17 protein-coding genes are annotated in these 17,445 nt (G+C 35.3%); 13 read left to right on the top strand and 4 right to left on the bottom strand.

The window, feature by feature from the left end; all coding sequences use genetic code 11:
* Positions 1-306: 306 nt before the first annotated feature.
* The 4 genes from RBU59_RS24440 to RBU59_RS24455 all read right to left on the bottom strand — a co-directional run bounded on the left by RBU59_RS24440 (position 307) and on the right by RBU59_RS24455 (position 6,586).
* The gene (locus tag RBU59_RS24440; RefSeq protein WP_308145084.1) at positions 307-2,571 is read right to left on the bottom strand and encodes a M56 family metallopeptidase; all 2,265 of its coding nucleotides are present in this window, start codon (positions 2,569-2,571) and stop codon (positions 307-309) included.
* Between the two features lies 1 nt (position 2,572).
* Positions 2,573-2,950: a BlaI/MecI/CopY family transcriptional regulator gene (locus RBU59_RS24445; RefSeq protein ID WP_308145085.1), complete on the bottom strand. Its 378-nt coding sequence runs from the start codon at positions 2,948-2,950 to the stop codon at positions 2,573-2,575.
* A 268-nt stretch (positions 2,951-3,218) separates the two neighbouring features.
* A complete protein-coding gene (locus RBU59_RS24450) occupies positions 3,219-4,763 on the bottom strand; it encodes a response regulator transcription factor (RefSeq protein ID WP_308145086.1) in 1,545 nt (514 codons plus the stop codon).
* A 113-nt stretch (positions 4,764-4,876) separates the two neighbouring features.
* Positions 4,877-6,586 carry a sensor histidine kinase gene (locus RBU59_RS24455; RefSeq protein ID WP_308145087.1) on the bottom strand — a complete coding sequence of 570 codons (1,710 nt, stop codon included), beginning with the start codon at positions 6,584-6,586 and terminating at the stop codon, positions 4,877-4,879.
* Positions 6,587-6,887: 301 nt separating this feature from the next.
* Between RBU59_RS24455 and RBU59_RS24460 the strand changes: the two genes are divergently transcribed.
* From RBU59_RS24460 to RBU59_RS24520, 13 genes are all read left to right on the top strand, one after another.
* Positions 6,888-8,591: an extracellular solute-binding protein gene (locus RBU59_RS24460; protein WP_308145088.1), complete on the top strand. Its 1,704-nt coding sequence runs from the start codon at positions 6,888-6,890 to the stop codon at positions 8,589-8,591.
* Between the two features lie 204 nt (positions 8,592-8,795).
* Complete coding sequence (locus RBU59_RS24465) at positions 8,796-9,713, top strand: ABC transporter permease (RefSeq protein WP_308145089.1); 918 nt, start codon at positions 8,796-8,798, stop codon at positions 9,711-9,713.
* Between the two features lie 16 nt (positions 9,714-9,729).
* Positions 9,730-10,623, top strand: coding sequence for a carbohydrate ABC transporter permease (locus tag RBU59_RS24470; RefSeq protein ID WP_308145090.1), 894 nt, complete (start codon positions 9,730-9,732; stop codon positions 10,621-10,623).
* A gap of 194 nt (positions 10,624-10,817) precedes the next feature.
* Positions 10,818-12,098, top strand: coding sequence for a LysM peptidoglycan-binding domain-containing protein (locus tag RBU59_RS24475; protein WP_308145091.1), 1,281 nt, complete (start codon positions 10,818-10,820; stop codon positions 12,096-12,098).
* A gap of 153 nt (positions 12,099-12,251) precedes the next feature.
* Complete coding sequence (locus RBU59_RS24480; protein WP_308145092.1) at positions 12,252-12,629, top strand: hypothetical protein; 378 nt, start codon at positions 12,252-12,254, stop codon at positions 12,627-12,629.
* Positions 12,630-12,825: 196 nt separating this feature from the next.
* Positions 12,826-13,296, top strand: a complete 471-nt coding sequence (locus RBU59_RS24485; protein ID WP_308145093.1) for a GNAT family N-acetyltransferase — start codon at positions 12,826-12,828, stop codon at positions 13,294-13,296.
* The gene (locus tag RBU59_RS24490; protein WP_308145094.1) at positions 13,293-13,751 is read left to right on the top strand and encodes a hypothetical protein; all 459 of its coding nucleotides are present in this window, start codon (positions 13,293-13,295) and stop codon (positions 13,749-13,751) included. Before RBU59_RS24485 ends, RBU59_RS24490 begins: the two co-directional genes overlap by 4 nt.
* A gap of 336 nt (positions 13,752-14,087) precedes the next feature.
* Complete coding sequence (locus RBU59_RS24495) at positions 14,088-14,219, top strand: hypothetical protein (protein ID WP_308145095.1); 132 nt, start codon at positions 14,088-14,090, stop codon at positions 14,217-14,219.
* Positions 14,220-14,233: 14 nt separating this feature from the next.
* A complete protein-coding gene (locus tag RBU59_RS24500; RefSeq protein ID WP_308145096.1) occupies positions 14,234-14,389 on the top strand; it encodes a MazG-like family protein in 156 nt (51 codons plus the stop codon).
* A 39-nt stretch (positions 14,390-14,428) separates the two neighbouring features.
* Entirely contained in the window at positions 14,429-14,710 is a 282-nt protein-coding gene (locus RBU59_RS24505) for a hypothetical protein (RefSeq protein ID WP_308145097.1), read from the top strand.
* A complete protein-coding gene (locus tag RBU59_RS24510; protein ID WP_308145098.1) occupies positions 14,707-15,429 on the top strand; it encodes a class I SAM-dependent methyltransferase in 723 nt (240 codons plus the stop codon). Before RBU59_RS24505 ends, RBU59_RS24510 begins: the two co-directional genes overlap by 4 nt.
* A 167-nt stretch (positions 15,430-15,596) precedes the next feature.
* A complete protein-coding gene (locus RBU59_RS24515; RefSeq protein WP_308145099.1) occupies positions 15,597-16,973 on the top strand; it encodes a bifunctional metallophosphatase/5'-nucleotidase in 1,377 nt (458 codons plus the stop codon).
* A 125-nt stretch (positions 16,974-17,098) separates the two neighbouring features.
* Positions 17,099-17,428 carry a DUF1801 domain-containing protein gene (locus tag RBU59_RS24520; protein ID WP_308145100.1) on the top strand — a complete coding sequence of 110 codons (330 nt, stop codon included), beginning with the start codon at positions 17,099-17,101 and terminating at the stop codon, positions 17,426-17,428.
* The last annotated feature ends 17 nt before the right edge of the window (positions 17,429-17,445 follow it).

Genomic DNA, 17,445 nt, shown 5'->3' on the forward strand with positions numbered 1-17,445 from the left:
TCATCCCTTACTTCTGATATGAATAATTCCGCGAAAAAAGGAAGTATCTGATTTTATCACATAATTACCCGGCTTCATATGGAGAGTATGATTTTATTCTTTGTCTATTGCAGAGGAGTTATATATTTCATCTTTTGTGTCTTTATTAAGAAAAGATATTGATATAGCACCATTATCTTTTTTAACATATAAATCAAAATCACGCTCCTTCTCTATAGAAAAACTAAAATTCTGATTGCCACAGTTCCCAATTTTTACTTATATATCCTTAATGGTTTTAAGATAATATTCATCAGGAAGGTTTATTCACTCAATGGGCAAATCCTCATCATTCAGTGCCTGGGAATTATCATTATACCGATCATCCATTTGCTCAAAGCCAAACCATTGTGGGGTGGGTTCAAAGGTAATAGTTATAAGTTTGTTGCTGTACTGTTTAGCAAAGTCCTTCAATTTTGCAATCATGTCGTCCTTGCTCATGCTTAAAAGCTCATTTATGCCTGCTCCATCCCAAAACTTCTGGATACCGTTTATCACGCCTCCCACACAGCGGTCGCGTTCGCCGACGGTAATCTTGCTTTTATCCGAAATGTGATAAGACATTTGATAATACAGGCTGCAATATAAATTGCCGTTATCATCGGAAGCCTCTTTAATAAGCGGGCTTCCGCCAAAGGAGGGGGCCTCTTCCGGTTTTCCGGTATATTCACTTCTTATCATTACGGCGTTTTCCTTGCCAGAACAGTTATAGGTCAGCGTTACAAAGGAAAGCTCCTCCGGTGTCAGAGACACGGCGAAATCATTCCAGGCTGCATCAACACCTATCCTTTCCATGCGGTCGTAATCTTCATTTGCCCAGTCCAGCACATCTGCATTGAAGTCCGATAATGCTCTATTCTGATAATCCGACGTTTTCAATTTCAGTAGGGAACGGTAATCCTCCTCGGTACCATGGGGGTATTCGCGTTCTTCAGCGTAAGTATCATTGCCGGGTTCAGTAAATTCACTGTCCTCATACACTTCCAGCGGTATGAAGAAATAGTCAACATCAATTGTCAGAGCATCGCTGCTCCATTTCTTTGCCAGGCTGTCAATTTCGGTATCGATTGCTTTCTTCATACCCGGTTCATTCTGCAACTCCTTTTCCGACCGATTCTGAAAAAAGGTCAGAAGCCCATCCATCACAGCTTTTCTTGCTTTGTAATATTCTCCAACCGTAAGATGGTCAGCATCCAAAATGGAAAGCGTACAGGTATAATCAAACTGTGCGTTGCCGGCATTTTTATAGCTGGTCATACCACTATCTAAAAAGTATCTGGATTTCCAACGTTCAGATGTAAGCGGTATCAGCTCATAAAACAGGAAAGAGGCAATATCATTTGTGTCTTTCGTTTCTTCCAGCTCGGTGTCCTCATAAAACCATTCTAAAAGTTCCGGATATTCTGCCGTATCTGTTGCCGTCCAGACCTTTTGCTGAAATTTAGATACACTCATATCTTTATAACCATCAAACCGCAAAGCAAGGAGCTTTCCATATTCTTCTTCTGTAAATGACGTGTTTGGAATAGAGGTGGGTTGTCTTCCTGCCGAAACCAACGTTACCCCTGTAAGTAATATTCCTGTCAATACCAAGCAAAGAACAATTACTCCTGCCTTTTTACGCTTTGTATCTAAAATAGACGCAATTCGGTTTTTCATTCCTTGTTTTCCTCCATAAAAATTGGTAGTCAGTGGGCTCTGTGTCTTTAAACTGTTTCGCATTACTGTAATAATCGTTTCGCCGTATTGCCTGCGCAACCCTGAGTCTGCATTTTGAAGCACAAGAGCGTCGCAGGAAATTTCACATTGTACCGATGCAGCTCTTGCCATGAAGTAGACCACGGGATTGAACCAGTGCATAACCGTTACCATTAAAATCAAGGCCTTAGACCATAGGTCATGCCGCTTGAAATGAGTTAATTCGTGTCTCAAAATAAGAGACAATTCATTTTTGGATAACTGCACGGGGGGCATTAAAATAGCAGGATGAAAAAAGCTAACCAGCATTGGACTTGAAACACCGGAACATGTTTTGTACTCAATTTTGGCTTTAATACCTTGTTCCCGTTTCAGTATGTCTATCAAACTCATAATTTCAGGTGCGGTTACGGTTTCACTCCAACGGCCTACGATTTTCATAAAACGCTTATGGCGTAGAAAATGATAGCTCAATAGGACAATCATCCCTGCCAGCCAAATGAAAAAGGCAACAGTCCATATAGAAATCCCGGGAGCATTTGCCGTTGTTTCATAGGCGGCAGTCAACACTTCCTCTGTATTATTTATCACGGGAGAAGAAAGAGCGGATTGTACAGGCATGAACGGTGTATCTAAACTCTGCGCAGGTAAAAAAGGCAGTTCAATCAAAGGCCGGAAAGGAATAAGCCAGCCAGCCGCAATGACCAGCCAGACCATATAACGCCATTTGGGGGCATACCGTTTTGACAGAATCGGCAAAACCGCCGCATATAAAAGCGTTATCATTGACATGGACAGGGTACATTGCAGTAACGCAATTAGAAATGCTTCCATATCAATCCCTCCTGTCTTTCAGCCACTTTGCCAGTTCGTCAAGGTCGCTGTCCTTTATCTTCTTACCATCGTACAGGGTAGTGACTAAACTTGCAAAAGAGTTACTATGAAAGCGCTCCATGAAGTCACCAGTTTCAAATTTCAAATAGTCCTCTTTGCTGACCAAAGGAAAATAAGTACGTTCCTTTCCATTCTTTTCCGTTCGCAAAAAACCCCGCTCTACTAGCCGAACCATGAGAGTGAGAATGGTCTGGGCTTTCCATTCTTTCTCTTTCCCCAACTGTTCCATAATGATACCGGTTGTAATAGGCGGTTCATTCGCCCATACCACTTTCATAATTTCAAATTCCGCATCGGGAAGTTTTTTTATCGCATCCACATCAATGCCTCCATATTCTACAAATGTCTTTATTTGTATTCTACATCTGTCTTTAATCATTGTCAAGCATTTGTAAAATATTTTCTTCATTTTGTAGAAAATTTATTTAAAGTCATATCGCCAATCATCAAGTATAATATTAAGTATAAGGTAAAGTGGTTGTTTATTATCTGAATTATTCCAGGGAAGAACAAAAGGATGAAAATTAAACATAAAAGGGCTATTGACTCTGAAAAATAATTCAAAGTCAATAGCTCTTTTAATGGAGTTAATTATTTGAATGTCTGTATTTGTCAGGAGTTTTACCGAATTCTTCCTGAAAGCTTTTGCAAAAATACGAAACATTGGAATAACCCACCTTTTGGCAGATTTCGGTAATTTTCATATTAGTAGTAAGCAGCAGTTCTTTTGCTTTTTCCATACGGATGCTTTTAATATATTTATTGATACCACAACCTGTTTCCTGTATAAAAATATTACTTAAATAGCTTGGGGTCAGGAAAACCCTATTTGCAAGTATATTTAAACTTAGTTCATCCCCATAGTGTTTATTAATATATTGTTCTACCATATGAATGGCATTACGAGGCAGGTTACTCTTATTTTCCAATTCTTTAATTAAATTTTCCAGTGTTTTTAATATATAATCTTTAATTTCTGAAAAGTGCTGAAAGGAATATATTTGATCCGCTGCTTCCTGAATGATTGCTTCTTTATAATCGGAAGTATTTAATAAAAGGATACTTAACAGGTTAGTCAGTATAAAACGGACATATATATGGGAGAGGGATATCTGGTTTTCATATTTTTGAAGAAGAATTTGTGTATTTTGTCTTAAACTAAAGATGTCATTTAGTGAAATATCCTTTTCGATATTTTTTAGTAATTGATCATCCTGATATAATATTTCATTTTTCGTTATATCGGAATTTTCATCACCAAAAATATAGATTCCATTTGAATAAAACCGTTTTTCAAGTTGTGATTCTACTTCCTGATAAGCATAAGCTATGGAGTCCGCCCCATTAAAAAAATTACTTATGGATATATAGCTGTTTTTATGAAAGAGTTCAAAAAATATGCGGTTAATAATCCCGGCTGTTTCATAATACCAGTGTAAGGTCTCCTGATTTGTAAAAAGAATCAGACTTTGGGATGGATTCAGGTTAATAAACCAGTAATCTGCAGAAACCTGATTAGTAAGCCGTTCCATAAAAACACACTGAGAGTTATTAAACGTTACGCTTCCAAAAAAGTCTTCCTCAAATTGTATTAAAAATAACCGGTGGAAAGAGTCGGTAAACGCAAGATCCATGGATGGATACTGCTTAGATAAAAGCTCTATAGAGGTCCTGTTAATTAACTGATACAGAATGTGATTCTTAAGATACCCTGCCTGTACTTTTAATCGTGCTGAAACCATTTCCTCTTCTTTGATGACATCTATTACGGAAGACAGCGTTTTTTTAAATTCATCGGGATTCACCGGTTTTAATATATAGTTCACGGCTTTTAAGGAGAGGGCTTCTTTTACATATTCAAAGTCGTCATACCCGCTGAAGAATATAATCTGCATATGGGGATAACGTTTTCGAATCTCACTTGCCACTTCAATTCCGTTGAAAAAGGGCATCTTAATATCAGTAAAAAGTATTTGGGGAGTGTAAGTTTCCAGTAAGGACAGCACTTCTTTACCATTAGCTGCCTCCAGGATGTCTAAAGGAAATTGATATTTGTCACTTAAAAACCGGATTACATTTCGTTCATTTTCTTCATCATCTGCTATTAATATTTTGTAAGTCCTATCCATCATTTGTACCTCTCTTCGTACCTATATGTACTCAATAAATTAAGAATAACTGTTTTGCTATTCTTCCCGAGCCTCGTATACGAGGCTTTTTGTCCGCATGTTTTTGGCGGGACAATTCATAATTCCACGGGTATCCTAAGGGTAACTTTTGTCCCAACATGTATCTTACTTATATATGTAATTCCATAATTATCACCGTAAGCCAGATTAATACGGCGCTGTACGTTTTGAACACCGTATCCTTTGGACGCTTTTGCGGTTATATTCTGCAAGATTTCATCAGGAATGCCGCAGCCATTATCTTTAACAGTAAATACAATAGCAGCATCTATTTTTTTACCTGTAACGGTAAGGGTTCCACTTCCCGGTGTTTCCTTATGGCTGATGCCATGTATAATGGCATTTTCGACCAAAGGTTGTAATATAAGGTTTATCATTTGAAAGGCGAGGATACTTTCCTCAATATCAAGCACCGCTTCAAAGGAACCCGGATGCATCAACTGCTGTATTTTTATATAGGATACGGTGTTATCCCATTCACCTTTTACTGTAATTCTGTTCTTTCCGTTATTTAAAGTTGTCCGATAGAAAGTGGATAAAAGCTGCGCCATTTGACTGATATCATTTTGTCCGGATAAAATAGCTTTCCCGTTGATAAGAGACAGGCTGTTATAGAAAAAATGAGGATTTATTTGTGCCTGCAAAGCTTTCATTTCATATTGCTGTTTAGATATCGTGCTCTTATAAACTTCATCTATCATTTGATTCAGACGCAAGATCATTATGTTAAAATGTTTGATAAGTTCCCCGATTTCATCCGTTCTGTCATAAGTCATGGCAACGGACAAATCACCGTTTTCCACCTTTTTCATATAACCGGACAGCTTAACCAGAGGCTGTACTGTTATTCTAGATAATTTAAAGCTAATAAAAAGGAGTATGGTTACACTTATTATAATAACAATAAATACCAGAACCGATAAATTACGTGCGGCCGCTGAAACAATACGTATAGGACGGTAGATATATGCAGTCCAGTCAGTGGATTCCATATGGGATGAATAATAGATATATTGGGTTTTCAAGGTATCATTTTGAAGACTTTTAAGCAGCTTATCCGGGGATAAACGATAGTTATAATTTGTTTCGTTATAATTATCATAAGTGTAAATGGTTTTATTATTACTGTCTGTTATGATAAGTCCATATTCTTTTTTCAGCAGAGAAGACAGCTTTGAAAATGTTTTTTTATAATTGGTAGTCATACTTAAAATATTAGTATTACCGGTTCCGTTATCATTAAGACGGGCAGCAAAACGTATGGTATGTTCAGGATAATTCACAATGGCATAAGTGGTTAAGGGTCGGGGCAATGCAGTTAACCATTCCGCACTTTCAATATCACGAAAAGGCCGCAGATTATTGCCATGGGGATATAAGCTGCCATTGGTGTATACGGTAAAGCTTACTATATCCCTGTTTAAGTTTCTAACTGTAAGCAGCTGATTATCAATGGCATCCCTGTACGCTAAAAACATATCGATATTACGTTTATAATCCTGATTAAGAGCATTCACAAAAGGAGTATTCCAAATCAGGTAATTCATGGAATTAAGATTTACTTCCATTTTATAGTTCATGTTATCCATAGCTTGTGTAAGAGCCGTATTCAAGTTTTCTTTTTCGCGCGTGATTAGAAGATTCCGCATCTGGTAATAACTGAAGCTTCCTATCAGGATTACCGGAATCAATCCTACAAGTATACAGATAATCGTAATTTTACTGCCAAAACCCAGATTTTTAAACCATTTGTTTATATTTTTCATAAAAGCTCCCATGTCATAAATCATCTGTCGGCAGATGGTTCAATGCCTCAAATCAGGGTTTGAAAATTACATTTGAATTGAGGTGTTGTATTACGCCTTTCTTAAGTATAGCAAAGGAGTTTTTTCAATGCAACCGGGTTAAAACAACAACAATATTTTTTTGTGTAAATCATAAAAAAATATTGTTTACGTGTGGCTTAACACACGATATACTTTGATTGTTCCATAATATAACGGCCGTTTATTATAAGAACAGGAATAAGAGAAGTAAAAGGATGTAACATATTGGGAGGAATTAAAAGTGAAAAGCAGGATATTAAAAAGATTAGTTGTATTTACCGTATGTTTTACAATGATTGGTTCATTAACGGCATGCAGTGAAAAAAATGTTAATACATCAAATAATAATACTGGAAATACCGCAGATTCAGTAGAAAATACAGACCCATTCGGCGCATATGAAGAAACATTAAATCTGAACATAGGAAGGCAGACAGCAACCAATCCCAAACTACCGGAGGGAGACACTTATGATAACAATCCTTATACCAGATATGTAAAAAACAGACTTAATATTCAAATTACAGACGAATTTGAAGCAAATGGAGATGACTATGACAGACAGGTATCTCTGGCTATCGCTTCCGGGGAGTTGCCGGATGTTATGAAAGTGAATGACAGGAAGACCTTATATGAACTGGTAGAAAATGATTTAATTGCTGACCTGACAGACGTATATCAAAAATATGCAAGCGATAATATTAAGAAGATATATGACAGTTACGAAGGAAGGGTGCTTAATTCCGTTACTGATGACGGTAAATTAATGGCATTGCCCAGTCCTAACACCAGTATTGATTTAAGTGAAGTGTGGGTACGTCAGGATTGGGTCGAAAAATTGGGAATGACAGTCGATCCGGATGGGGATGGATGTATTTCCATAGATGAACTGCATGATATTGCAAAAACATTTTACCAGGCAGATCCGGAAAACACAGGTGATCCTGTCGGTTTAGCTTTTGCATATTACTTAAACGGAAGCGTGGAATATTGTATGACAGGTATCGCAAATGCAATGGGGGCTTATCCCAGAACTTATCTTAAAAATGAGAACGGTAATGTGATATACGGCTCTAATACGGAGGAAATGAAAGCCTCTCTTGGTATATTAGCAGATTGGTTTAAGGAGGGTCTGATTGATCCGCAGTTTGGGACAAGGACCTGGGATGATATCAGTGCTCTTTTAAATAACGGACAAACAGGCATAGCATTCGGGCACTGGCATATTCCTGATTGGGGTCTTATCAATGTTAAGGCTATGAATCCAAAGGCAGAATTTAAATCCTATGCCATATCAGACAAAGACGGTAACGCTAATGTGACAAGATGTGATGAACTTGGCAGTATGATAGTTGTCAGCAAAGCTTGTAAACATCCTGAAGCAGCAATTAAAATAGCAAACCTCATGTATGATGAAATACCATTCAGCAAAAATTTACAAAAAGAAGCTCCCGAAGTTTATGATGCAATGATTGCAGGAATTGACGGATCTACAAGACCCTTTAATATGGAGATAATGAGTGCTACCAACCTGGTTGATGACTATAATGATATCGTAAATTGTGTGGAAGGAAAGATTACATTAGATGAAGTGCGTACATTAGAATCTAAAACAATCGTAGGCAATATTCAAAATTACAATAAAGATCCTAATAATGTCCAGCCAAATGACTGGGCCAAATATACATCCCGTTTGAGTGGCTTAGGTTTGATTAATAATCTGACCAACAGCGGTAAACTTAAGTATATCGAACCTGCATTTTTCGGTAATACGGATAATATGGAAGCAACCGGTGCGAACCTGGTCAAACTGGAAGAAGAATCGTTTATTAAGATTGTTACAGGTGCGGAGCCCTCTGATTATTTTGAAACTTATGTTTCAGAATGGATGAAACAGGGCGGTGAAAAAAACATTCAAGAAATTGAGACTGAAATAGCTAAATAGGATTCGACACTTGAATCTAAATAGGTAATTGCGAAACATAGTTATTGTATCTATATACCGTATAATTAATACAATTTCAGAGCTGAATTTGGCCCAAAAGGCCACTGAAGTTATGAAATTCGTATTAATTGTACGGTATATTCAGAAAATTAAATAACTTTGCAATTGCCTAAAATAGCTAAACAATAAAAGGAGAGTTTCCATATGGCTAATAAGAAATCAGACAGGAAGCATTTGAATAGACAATCAAATCTGGTGTACCATGGCATGATGGCTCCGGGAATGATTCTGCTTATTATCTTCAGTTATATTCCAATGGCAGGAATTGTTATGGCTTTTCAGGATTATGTGCCGGCAAAAGGTTTGTTTCATTCCGAATTTGTCGGGCTGAAACATTTCGTATATATGTTTACCTTGCCTGATATTGGAGAGATAGTAAGAAATACCATTTCGATTGCACTGGGAAAAATTATTCTGGGGCAGTTAATGGCGATTACCTTTGCTGTTCTGCTAAATGAAATCAGAATTAAATTTATGAAGAAAACCATACAGACGCTGGTATATCTTCCACATTTTCTCTCCTGGGTAGTGTTAGCAGCAGTTGTAGTGAACATTTTTAAACTGGATGGCAGTATAAATCAAATGTTAACCTGCATTGGAATGGAAAAAATAAATTTTCTCGGCAGTAATAAGACTTTCCAGCCTTTACTGATAGGTACGGATGTCTGGAAAGAATTCGGTTACAATTCTATTGTTTATCTTGCTGCAATAACAGCAATTGACCCGGGGCTTCATGAAGCTGCTGCCATAGACGGTGCCGCATGGCGAAAGAGGGTCTGGCATATAACACTTCCAGGAATGATGCCAATTATTATGCTTATGGCTGCAATGAGTATTTCGGGTATTTTAAGTGCAGGTTTTGATCAAATATATAACTTATATTCACCACCTGTTTATGAGACAGGTGATACCCTGGATACGTATGTTTATCGTATAGGTGTAATAAGCAGAGAATATAGTTTCGGTACGGCAGTGGGATTATTTAAATCTATTGTCGGAATTATTTTATTGGTTTCATCAAATCAATTGGCTAAGAAACTGACCGATCGAAAAATCTTTTAGACAGGGGGGAAAATATATGGTACATAAACATGGTTTGAAAGGAAATGCCAGGCAGATAATTATATATCTGATTGTTTTAGCTTGTGCAATTGCCTGCCTTTTTCCGCTGCTTAACATATTAGCGATTTCCTTTAGTTCCGCTGCGGCTGTTGTTTCTAACAGGGTTGGATTATTGCCTGTTGGTTTTACGACAGCTCCGTATGAAAAAATTATGACTGACGGTCAGTTCTGGCGTTCTTTTGGAATTTCCGTATTAAGAGTTGCTTTAGGCCTGGCAATCAATATGATATTAGTTGTAATGATGGCATATCCTATGTCAAAATCAAACAGTGAATTTAAAGGACGTAATATATACATGAATCTGCTTATTTTTGCCATGCTGTTTAATGGTGGTATGATTCCTACTTACCTGGTAGTAAAACAACTGGGGTTTATCAATTCTTTATGGGCTCTGATTTTGCCGGGAGCTGTGCCCATATTTAATGTCATTTTGGTCATGAATTTCTTTCTGGGAATACCAAAATCACTGGAGGAAGCCGCATTGATCGACGGAGCGACACCTCTTCAGGTTTTACTTCGTATTTTTGTACCGTGTTCAAAGCCGGTTCTGGCAACGATTGCATTATTTAGTATTGTGGGAAATTGGAATGATTTTTTCGGGGGGTTGCTTTACATAACTAAAATAAAAAATTATCCATTAATGACATATATTCAATCTCTTAGCGTCAGCATTGAAGATTTAATTAAGCAAAGTACTAACGCATCAGCTCTTACAAATGTTGCTGAGATAGCCAATCAGAATTTAAACGCAGCAAAAATCGTGATATCAGTAATACCCTTACTTTTGATCTATCCCTTGCTGCAAAAATATCTGATTACGGGAATTGTTATGGGTTCGGTGAAAGAGTAGAATCCAACACTGGCAACAAACCTCCGGGTGCTAGTCCATCCTGAAATGGCTGTTGATATGGAATTCAGATTAAACATCTTCTCATAAGGCGGATTAAAATGTAATTAAGGCAATCGTTTTTTAATTCACAGTAATTAAGAATGCTTATGAACTAACAACCATATATTACAGTAAAACATATTTCAAGGAAAATTATGACCATTCATGTAGTGCAAAAGGGTGATACCATTAATTCAATCGCTGACCAATATGGCGTATCGGTTGATCGGCTGATACTTGAAAATGGAATTAACGATCCTGATATACTGGTTGTAGGGGAAGCCTTAGTTATCTTGTATCCCGAAATAACTTATACAATCCGGGAGGGAGATACACTGGACGGAATTGCGGACAGATATGGTATAAGTATATTTCAGCTATTAAGGAATAATCCGTATCTTTCAGATAGAGAATATATTTATCCCGGCGAAACAATCGTAATAAGCTATGAGGGTAATAAAATAAGGGCTATAGCAACCAATGGTTATGCGTTCCCTTATATAAATATTAATGTTCTCAGGAAGACATTACCGTTTCTTACCTATCTGAGTGTTTACAGTTATAGGGTATCGGCTGAGGGAGAAATAAATGATATTAATGATACGGAGATTATCCGGGTGGCGAAAGAATACGGCGTGGCACCTGTTATGATGCTGTTAGCATTATCAAAGAGCGTGGAAGAAGAATTTAATGTGATACATTCAATTCTTTCAAATCAAGAAATACAGGAACGGTTTTTCAATAACCTTCTTCGTATTTTACAAACAAAAGGATACATTGGAGTAAGTATTGATACTCCATATATACTTCCGATGGATCGTAGTCTTTATGAAGAATTTGTTATAACATTAGCTGATCGTATATCAAAAGAGGGATTTAAAGTATTTAATACTATCAGTATACGTATTTTTCAATTATTGACCGGAACGATTTTTATGGGACTTGATTTATCAGAGCTTAGTAAGGCAGTAGATGGTATTACATTGATATCCTATGAATTCGGTTATTCGGAAGGCATACCTCCGGGAACGGCGTCAATGGATACATTCAGGCGTTTTTTTGAATATTCGGCCAGAGTTATTCCTCCGGAAAAAATAAATGTCGGAATACCGGTCATAGGATATGTGTGGAAGTATCCTTATATACCTAATGTATCACAGGGAATGGCGATCAGTTATGATTCTGCTATCAAAATTGCAATTGAAAATAATGCCGAGATCCAATATGATGAAATTACAAACGCCGCATATTTCCAATATATATCAGGTAATGATGAATATATAGTACGGTTTTGGGACGCAAGGAGCATAGATAATTTTTTAAAACTAATATCGGAATTCGGATTAAACGGTATCAGTATCTGGAATATAATGTCCTGGTTCCCGCAGATGTGGTTGGTTATTAATTCGCAGTATGATATTGAGAAAGTACTTTAAATACGCAAAGCATAGTGATGTGCAGAGAGAAGAAACGAACTTTAATCGGGTTGTTTCTTCTCTCTTATTTTAGTTGCAATGAATAGAAGTTAAATGTTACAATCGTTACAAAGCACATAATAAATGCTGGTAAGGAGCAGATTGGAGAAAATTATGAAAAAAAGATTTCTGGTTGCTATTCTTATGATTGGGTTGTATGGAATTATATATTTACTAAATTACTTGTTTTTTGATGTTTATAAACAATACTATCTTTATACTGTTAGTTGGACCACAAGACAAGTTTTGCCTGTTGTTATTTTTATAACAGTATGTATGATATTATCAGGAAAATGGTATTTAACATCATTTATTTCTTTTGCAGGTTATATTTTAGGCATTATCTTTGGAGAAGCCTTTGGTGCATTTGAAAGAGATGTTTCGCCGCAATATCTACATCATGGATGGAAAATATGGGGATTTATATTTATTTTGTCTGTATTAGTGGGTGTAAATTTAGAGAGGGTATATAATCGTAAATATTTGAAATAATGTATATCTATTTTCCTTGTAAATAAAACTTTTAACAAAAGAAAGGTAAAATATGGTAGATGTAATGAAATGGTTGTAATATAATAAAGAGGAAAACAGAAAAAAATCACTTTTTTACATAATTTGGACGGAAGTAATAATATGTGTGTAAGTACAGGAACGGTTATTTAACTATTGAAACAGGAAAGGGAAGATTATGAAAATCAGGTTTGAAAGAGCAAATATTGAGGATGCGGAAACATTGATTGATATTCGAAACCTATGTTTTTACAAGGATTATCTAAAATATGGTGTATGCCCTGGATATAATATTACAAAAGAACAGATGAGGAATTCAATTATACATAGAATATCCTATAAAATAATCTGTGGTAACCAAATAGTAGGTAATATAAGTGTTAAGGATAATAAGGATAATACATATTACCTCAGTTGCCTGTGTGTGATACCGGATTACGAGAATAAAGGAATAGGGCAGAGTGCTATTCATTTTATTGAACAGGAGTTCCCGGATGCCTCTTCCTGGACGTTAGAGACGCCCGCTGATAAAGTGAGAAATCATTATTTTTATAAAAAGATGGGGTATAACCTTGTTAAGGAAATTGACGAGGGGCCGGTTAAATTAGTAGTGTTTGAAAAGATTATAAAAAATGAGGAGGATATATGATTACAATCAAACCACACCACTTTTTGGACGTTATTAAATTATATGGTAAGGGAGTTGAGAAATTTGTTCCTGATAAAAGTTATCATCATAATTTTTATTCCGTCGCAAATGATTTAGTTAACAATCATGGTACCATAATTCAGTTAACATCGGGAAAAGATGACATATGTGGACCTTGTATCTACATTAATGAAGAGGGTATATGCACTGACGATATAGAGCACGTAGCAGGTGTTAATTCAAAAGATGAATGGAATAAGACTTTAGATCATCGCATTATGCGTTACACTAAGGTTTTAGAAAAAAGTCTGTTAACAGCTTTTGAATATTGTGAGATTTTGTATTTTGAAAAAGAGCATATCTTTGATGTTTGGAAAGAAGAAAGCGAATCATCAAAGCAAATTCGTTATGATACTTTTTGTATTGGCGCGAAAAAGTACTTAAAGCTGCGGTAGTTTACAGGGGGAAAAAGTGAAACCATGGTTGTAAATGAGTTCCATAATATTTTTGCAGCATCGCAGATAAAGATATTATAAATACTTTAACAGCAGCCATGGTTTTATTCAGATAATTGTCTGTTGAAACTGCCGATAAGTGGAATTACCAATATTCTGTTATTTCTAATAGGTATACTACGGATTGGTTAGAGGTAGAAAAACGAATTATTGTGAAATATGATGCCGTAATATTTGATGTGAGTGATACTTTAATTGAATATTGACCCAATAATACTTAAATTTATGAAGATGCTCTATCGTAATATGATTATATAATAGGATGGTGAGAATAAGATGATTGATTTATTACAACTACAAAAAGAAGTATATCAGAATAAAATTGAGAAAGGATTTGATGTTACCGATATTATCAAGAATTTTGTTTTACATATGGAGAATTATCGGAAGCTTGCGAAGCATATCTGAAAAAGAAAGATGATTTGGGTGAAGAATTGGCTGATGTTGCAATCTATCTATTAGGACTTTCACAACTCTTGGGTATTAACCTGGAACAAGAGATAATAAACAAAATGAAAAAGAATGAAAAAAGGCAATATATGAAAAAAGATGGCGTGCTTTTAAAAGTAAACGAATAAATATTTATACACTTTGACCAAGGCTTAGAGGAATATAATATGACACTAAATGATTATAAGGATGAAGCAAAAGATTTTCTTATAAAGATAAATGCTATAAATGAAGGTACAGCTATTAAATTGAATTGGCTTGAGGAAGAATTTCTTTTACTAAAAGATGCAACGAATAAAGAAGAAAAAGACAAAATCAGACATCAAATATATGATATGTTATTTTTACTTTTTGAACTGTCTGCCGATTATGATTTTGACATTGACAGTGAATGGAATTTAGGAAGACAGAGAAAACTGGAAAAATATTTGCCGGAGGGAAACAAATGAATCTGGAATTACAGAGATATCTTCAAAGTATAAATACTCCATGGGGAATGCTATTTTATAAGATGGTGTGGCAGCAAATAGGGGATGTATCAGGGTTAAAAATATTAGATTTCGGAAGTGGTTTTGGAGTAACTTCCAATCATTATGCCAAAGAAAATAAAGTTTTGGCAGTGGAACCGAACATGGATATGTCAGAAAACCGAATCTGTGAATATCTTTATGAACAGATAAATGGAAGTAAAGAGATTTTAAAAACTTTTGATAATGAGACATTTGATCTGATTATTTGCCATAATGTTCTTGAATATATGGAAGAAAAAGAAAGACTATTACAGGAGTTTGATAGACTTATTAGAAAAAAAGGAACAATATCGATTGTGAAACATAATCATATCGGAAGAATCATGTCAAAAGTTGTTTTTGAAAATAAATTAGAGGAAGCAATTGAATTATTAAATAACGGTGAATCATATTCCGAGAATTTCGGGAGAATTGATTATTATAATATAAATCAATTGCTTGAGAAATTTAAGGGATTACAGATTAATAAAATATTAGGTCTCAGAACATTCTGGGGGCTGCAGCAAAATAATGAAGCTAAATATGAAGACAATTGGGCTGAGAAAATGCTGGAAGTAGAATTAAAAGTTTCAGATATGGATGAATTCAAAAACTGTGCTTTCTTTCATCATGTTTTTATAAGTAAAAATGAAAAATAGTTTAAGAAGATGCAGTGGGTAGCTTGTCGTAAGTGTGAGGTAGAGAATTTCAATCAAAATCGGCACATTATTATCCATTTTAACGGAAGAAAGGCATATGAAAATCTCCAGTCTGTTTTATCTATGTCAGTTCTGTAAATAATTCACGGCAAGAGGTGGGTATAAAAATGCAATTAAATATATTACATACGAATGATATACATAGTAATTATGAAAATTTTTCAATGTTAGTAAGCAAAATAAAAGAACTTAAGGATGATAACACAATTATATTGGATGCTGGTGATTTTGCAGATTTTAAGAGAATGGAATTACAGGGAACGAAAGGAATAGCTGCCGTAGAACTTCTGGAATATACAGGTTATGATGCTATTACAGTCGGAAATAATGAGACCTTTAACGGAATCGAAACCTTAAACTATATGGCCGGTAAATCCAGGATTCCGTTTTTAAGCAGTAACCTGTCAGGTTTGGATTATAATGATATTGATTTTGTGAAAAAGAGTACCCTGTTAAATAAAAACGGACTAAGGATTTTAATAATCGGTGCTTCACCGGATCTAGGACCCTTTAATGAGTTATTGGGATATCACATTAATGATTATATAAAAGTTATAAGAAAAGAAATAGCTTTCAATAAAGGAAAATATGATGTAGGTATCGTATTATCCCATCTTGGAATGGATAAAGATAAAAATATAGCAGAACAGATTGACGGTATTCATGTGATTATAGGCGGTCATTTTCACATATTAATGGACAAGCCAGAAATAGTGAATGGTAAAATTATATTTACCTCCGGGTCTTATGCTAAATATTTAGGCATATTAAAATTAGAAGTTAATGACAATAAGGTAGAACTGCTATCCGGTGAAAATTTTGACACCACGAACTGTAATGTTTGTAATGATATCATTAAAATATTAAATACAAATAAGGAAAAGGCTTTAGATGAATTAAGTAAGCCGCTCTATAGGATTGAGACAGATTTGTGGCATGATGTGGCAGAAGAAAATCCTATGACCAATTTATTGGCAGATGCGCTGGCAGATGTACTTAAGTGTGATTTGGGTTTGATAAACAGCGGAGTAATAAATGGAGGTGTCAGAAAAGGTAATGTCACATTAAAGAAAATCCTGGATTTATGTCCTTCCTACTTAAATCCGACCCGTTTTGAGATACAGGGAAAGTATATATGGGAGGCTTTACAAAACTCTCTGGACACGGATTATTGTTATGCGGATGGAGCCGGACCGGGATCCAGAGGCAAATATTTAGGTAAGCTGCACGTATCCAATGCTGTTATTGAATATAGTGGAAGGAATATAATTAACATTTTCATTAATGGAGAGATAATTGATCCTAAAAGATGGTACACAGTCGCATCCTCAGATTATCTTCAGAGAGGAACCGGTTATACTTCATTGGGAAATAATAAGAATGAAAGTTATAATGGATTCTATTTAAAGGATATATTAAGAGAATATATGGCTAAAAAAGAGTTTGTTGATAAGGCTTTTATTGACAGGTGGATATTAAAATAGAGATAAAATAGGTTGAAAGAAGTATACCGTTATTGCTGCTATATCTTTATTAATTATCTTAGCCGGAATAACTTTATCCAATAATAATTAATACTGAGTTGCATAATACGAATGGAGAACTTAAAATGATTAAGGATATTAAAAGTTACATAGAAAAATTTGAAAGCCGGACAAAAGATAGGTTTTATGACCTGAATAAACTTATTTACGATAGTACCTCTCAGATAATTACTGAAAAACTGTGGGCGAAGTTACCGTCATATTATGTGGGAAATAATTTTGTCCGTATTATTCCATTTAAAGACCATATCAATATAGAGGCAAATGCAGTAATTAGCCATAAAGATGATTTAGGGGATTATAAAATAACACCCAAGGGTATGCTGCAAATATTCCATAATCAGCTGATTCCGGATGAAATATTGAAAGTTGTTTTTAAAGAAAGCCTGGAATGAGTTATTAGAAGAATAGC

It is taken from the genome of Anaerocolumna sp. MB42-C2, from assembly GCF_030913705.1.
Lineage (GTDB): Bacteria > Bacillota > Clostridia > Lachnospirales > Lachnospiraceae > Anaerocolumna.

What these genes read in the sequence shown, in the direction of transcription:
- RBU59_RS24440 (WP_308145084.1), bottom strand. Translation starts at nt 2,571, where the DNA reads ATGGAAGCATTTCTAATTGCGTTACTGCAATGTACCCTGTCCATGTCA.
- RBU59_RS24510 (WP_308145098.1), top strand. Translation starts at nt 14,707, where the DNA reads ATGAATCTGGAATTACAGAGATATCTTCAAAGTATAAATACTCCATGG.
- RBU59_RS24485 (WP_308145093.1), top strand. Translation starts at nt 12,826, where the DNA reads ATGAAAATCAGGTTTGAAAGAGCAAATATTGAGGATGCGGAAACATTG.
- RBU59_RS24465 (WP_308145089.1), top strand. Translation starts at nt 8,796, where the DNA reads ATGGCTAATAAGAAATCAGACAGGAAGCATTTGAATAGACAATCAAAT.
- RBU59_RS24455 (WP_308145087.1), bottom strand. Translation starts at nt 6,586, where the DNA reads ATGAAAAATATAAACAAATGGTTTAAAAATCTGGGTTTTGGCAGTAAA.
- RBU59_RS24480 (WP_308145092.1), top strand. Translation starts at nt 12,252, where the DNA reads ATGAAAAAAAGATTTCTGGTTGCTATTCTTATGATTGGGTTGTATGGA.
- RBU59_RS24495 (WP_308145095.1), top strand. Translation starts at nt 14,088, where the DNA reads ATGATTGATTTATTACAACTACAAAAAGAAGTATATCAGAATAAAATT.
- RBU59_RS24515 (WP_308145099.1), top strand. Translation starts at nt 15,597, where the DNA reads ATGCAATTAAATATATTACATACGAATGATATACATAGTAATTATGAA.
- RBU59_RS24470 (WP_308145090.1), top strand. Translation starts at nt 9,730, where the DNA reads ATGGTACATAAACATGGTTTGAAAGGAAATGCCAGGCAGATAATTATA.
- RBU59_RS24490 (WP_308145094.1), top strand. Translation starts at nt 13,293, where the DNA reads ATGATTACAATCAAACCACACCACTTTTTGGACGTTATTAAATTATAT.
- RBU59_RS24520 (WP_308145100.1), top strand. Translation starts at nt 17,099, where the DNA reads ATGATTAAGGATATTAAAAGTTACATAGAAAAATTTGAAAGCCGGACA.
- RBU59_RS24450 (WP_308145086.1), bottom strand. Translation starts at nt 4,763, where the DNA reads ATGATGGATAGGACTTACAAAATATTAATAGCAGATGATGAAGAAAAT.
- RBU59_RS24475 (WP_308145091.1), top strand. Translation starts at nt 10,818, where the DNA reads ATGACCATTCATGTAGTGCAAAAGGGTGATACCATTAATTCAATCGCT.
- RBU59_RS24505 (WP_308145097.1), top strand. Translation starts at nt 14,429, where the DNA reads ATGACACTAAATGATTATAAGGATGAAGCAAAAGATTTTCTTATAAAG.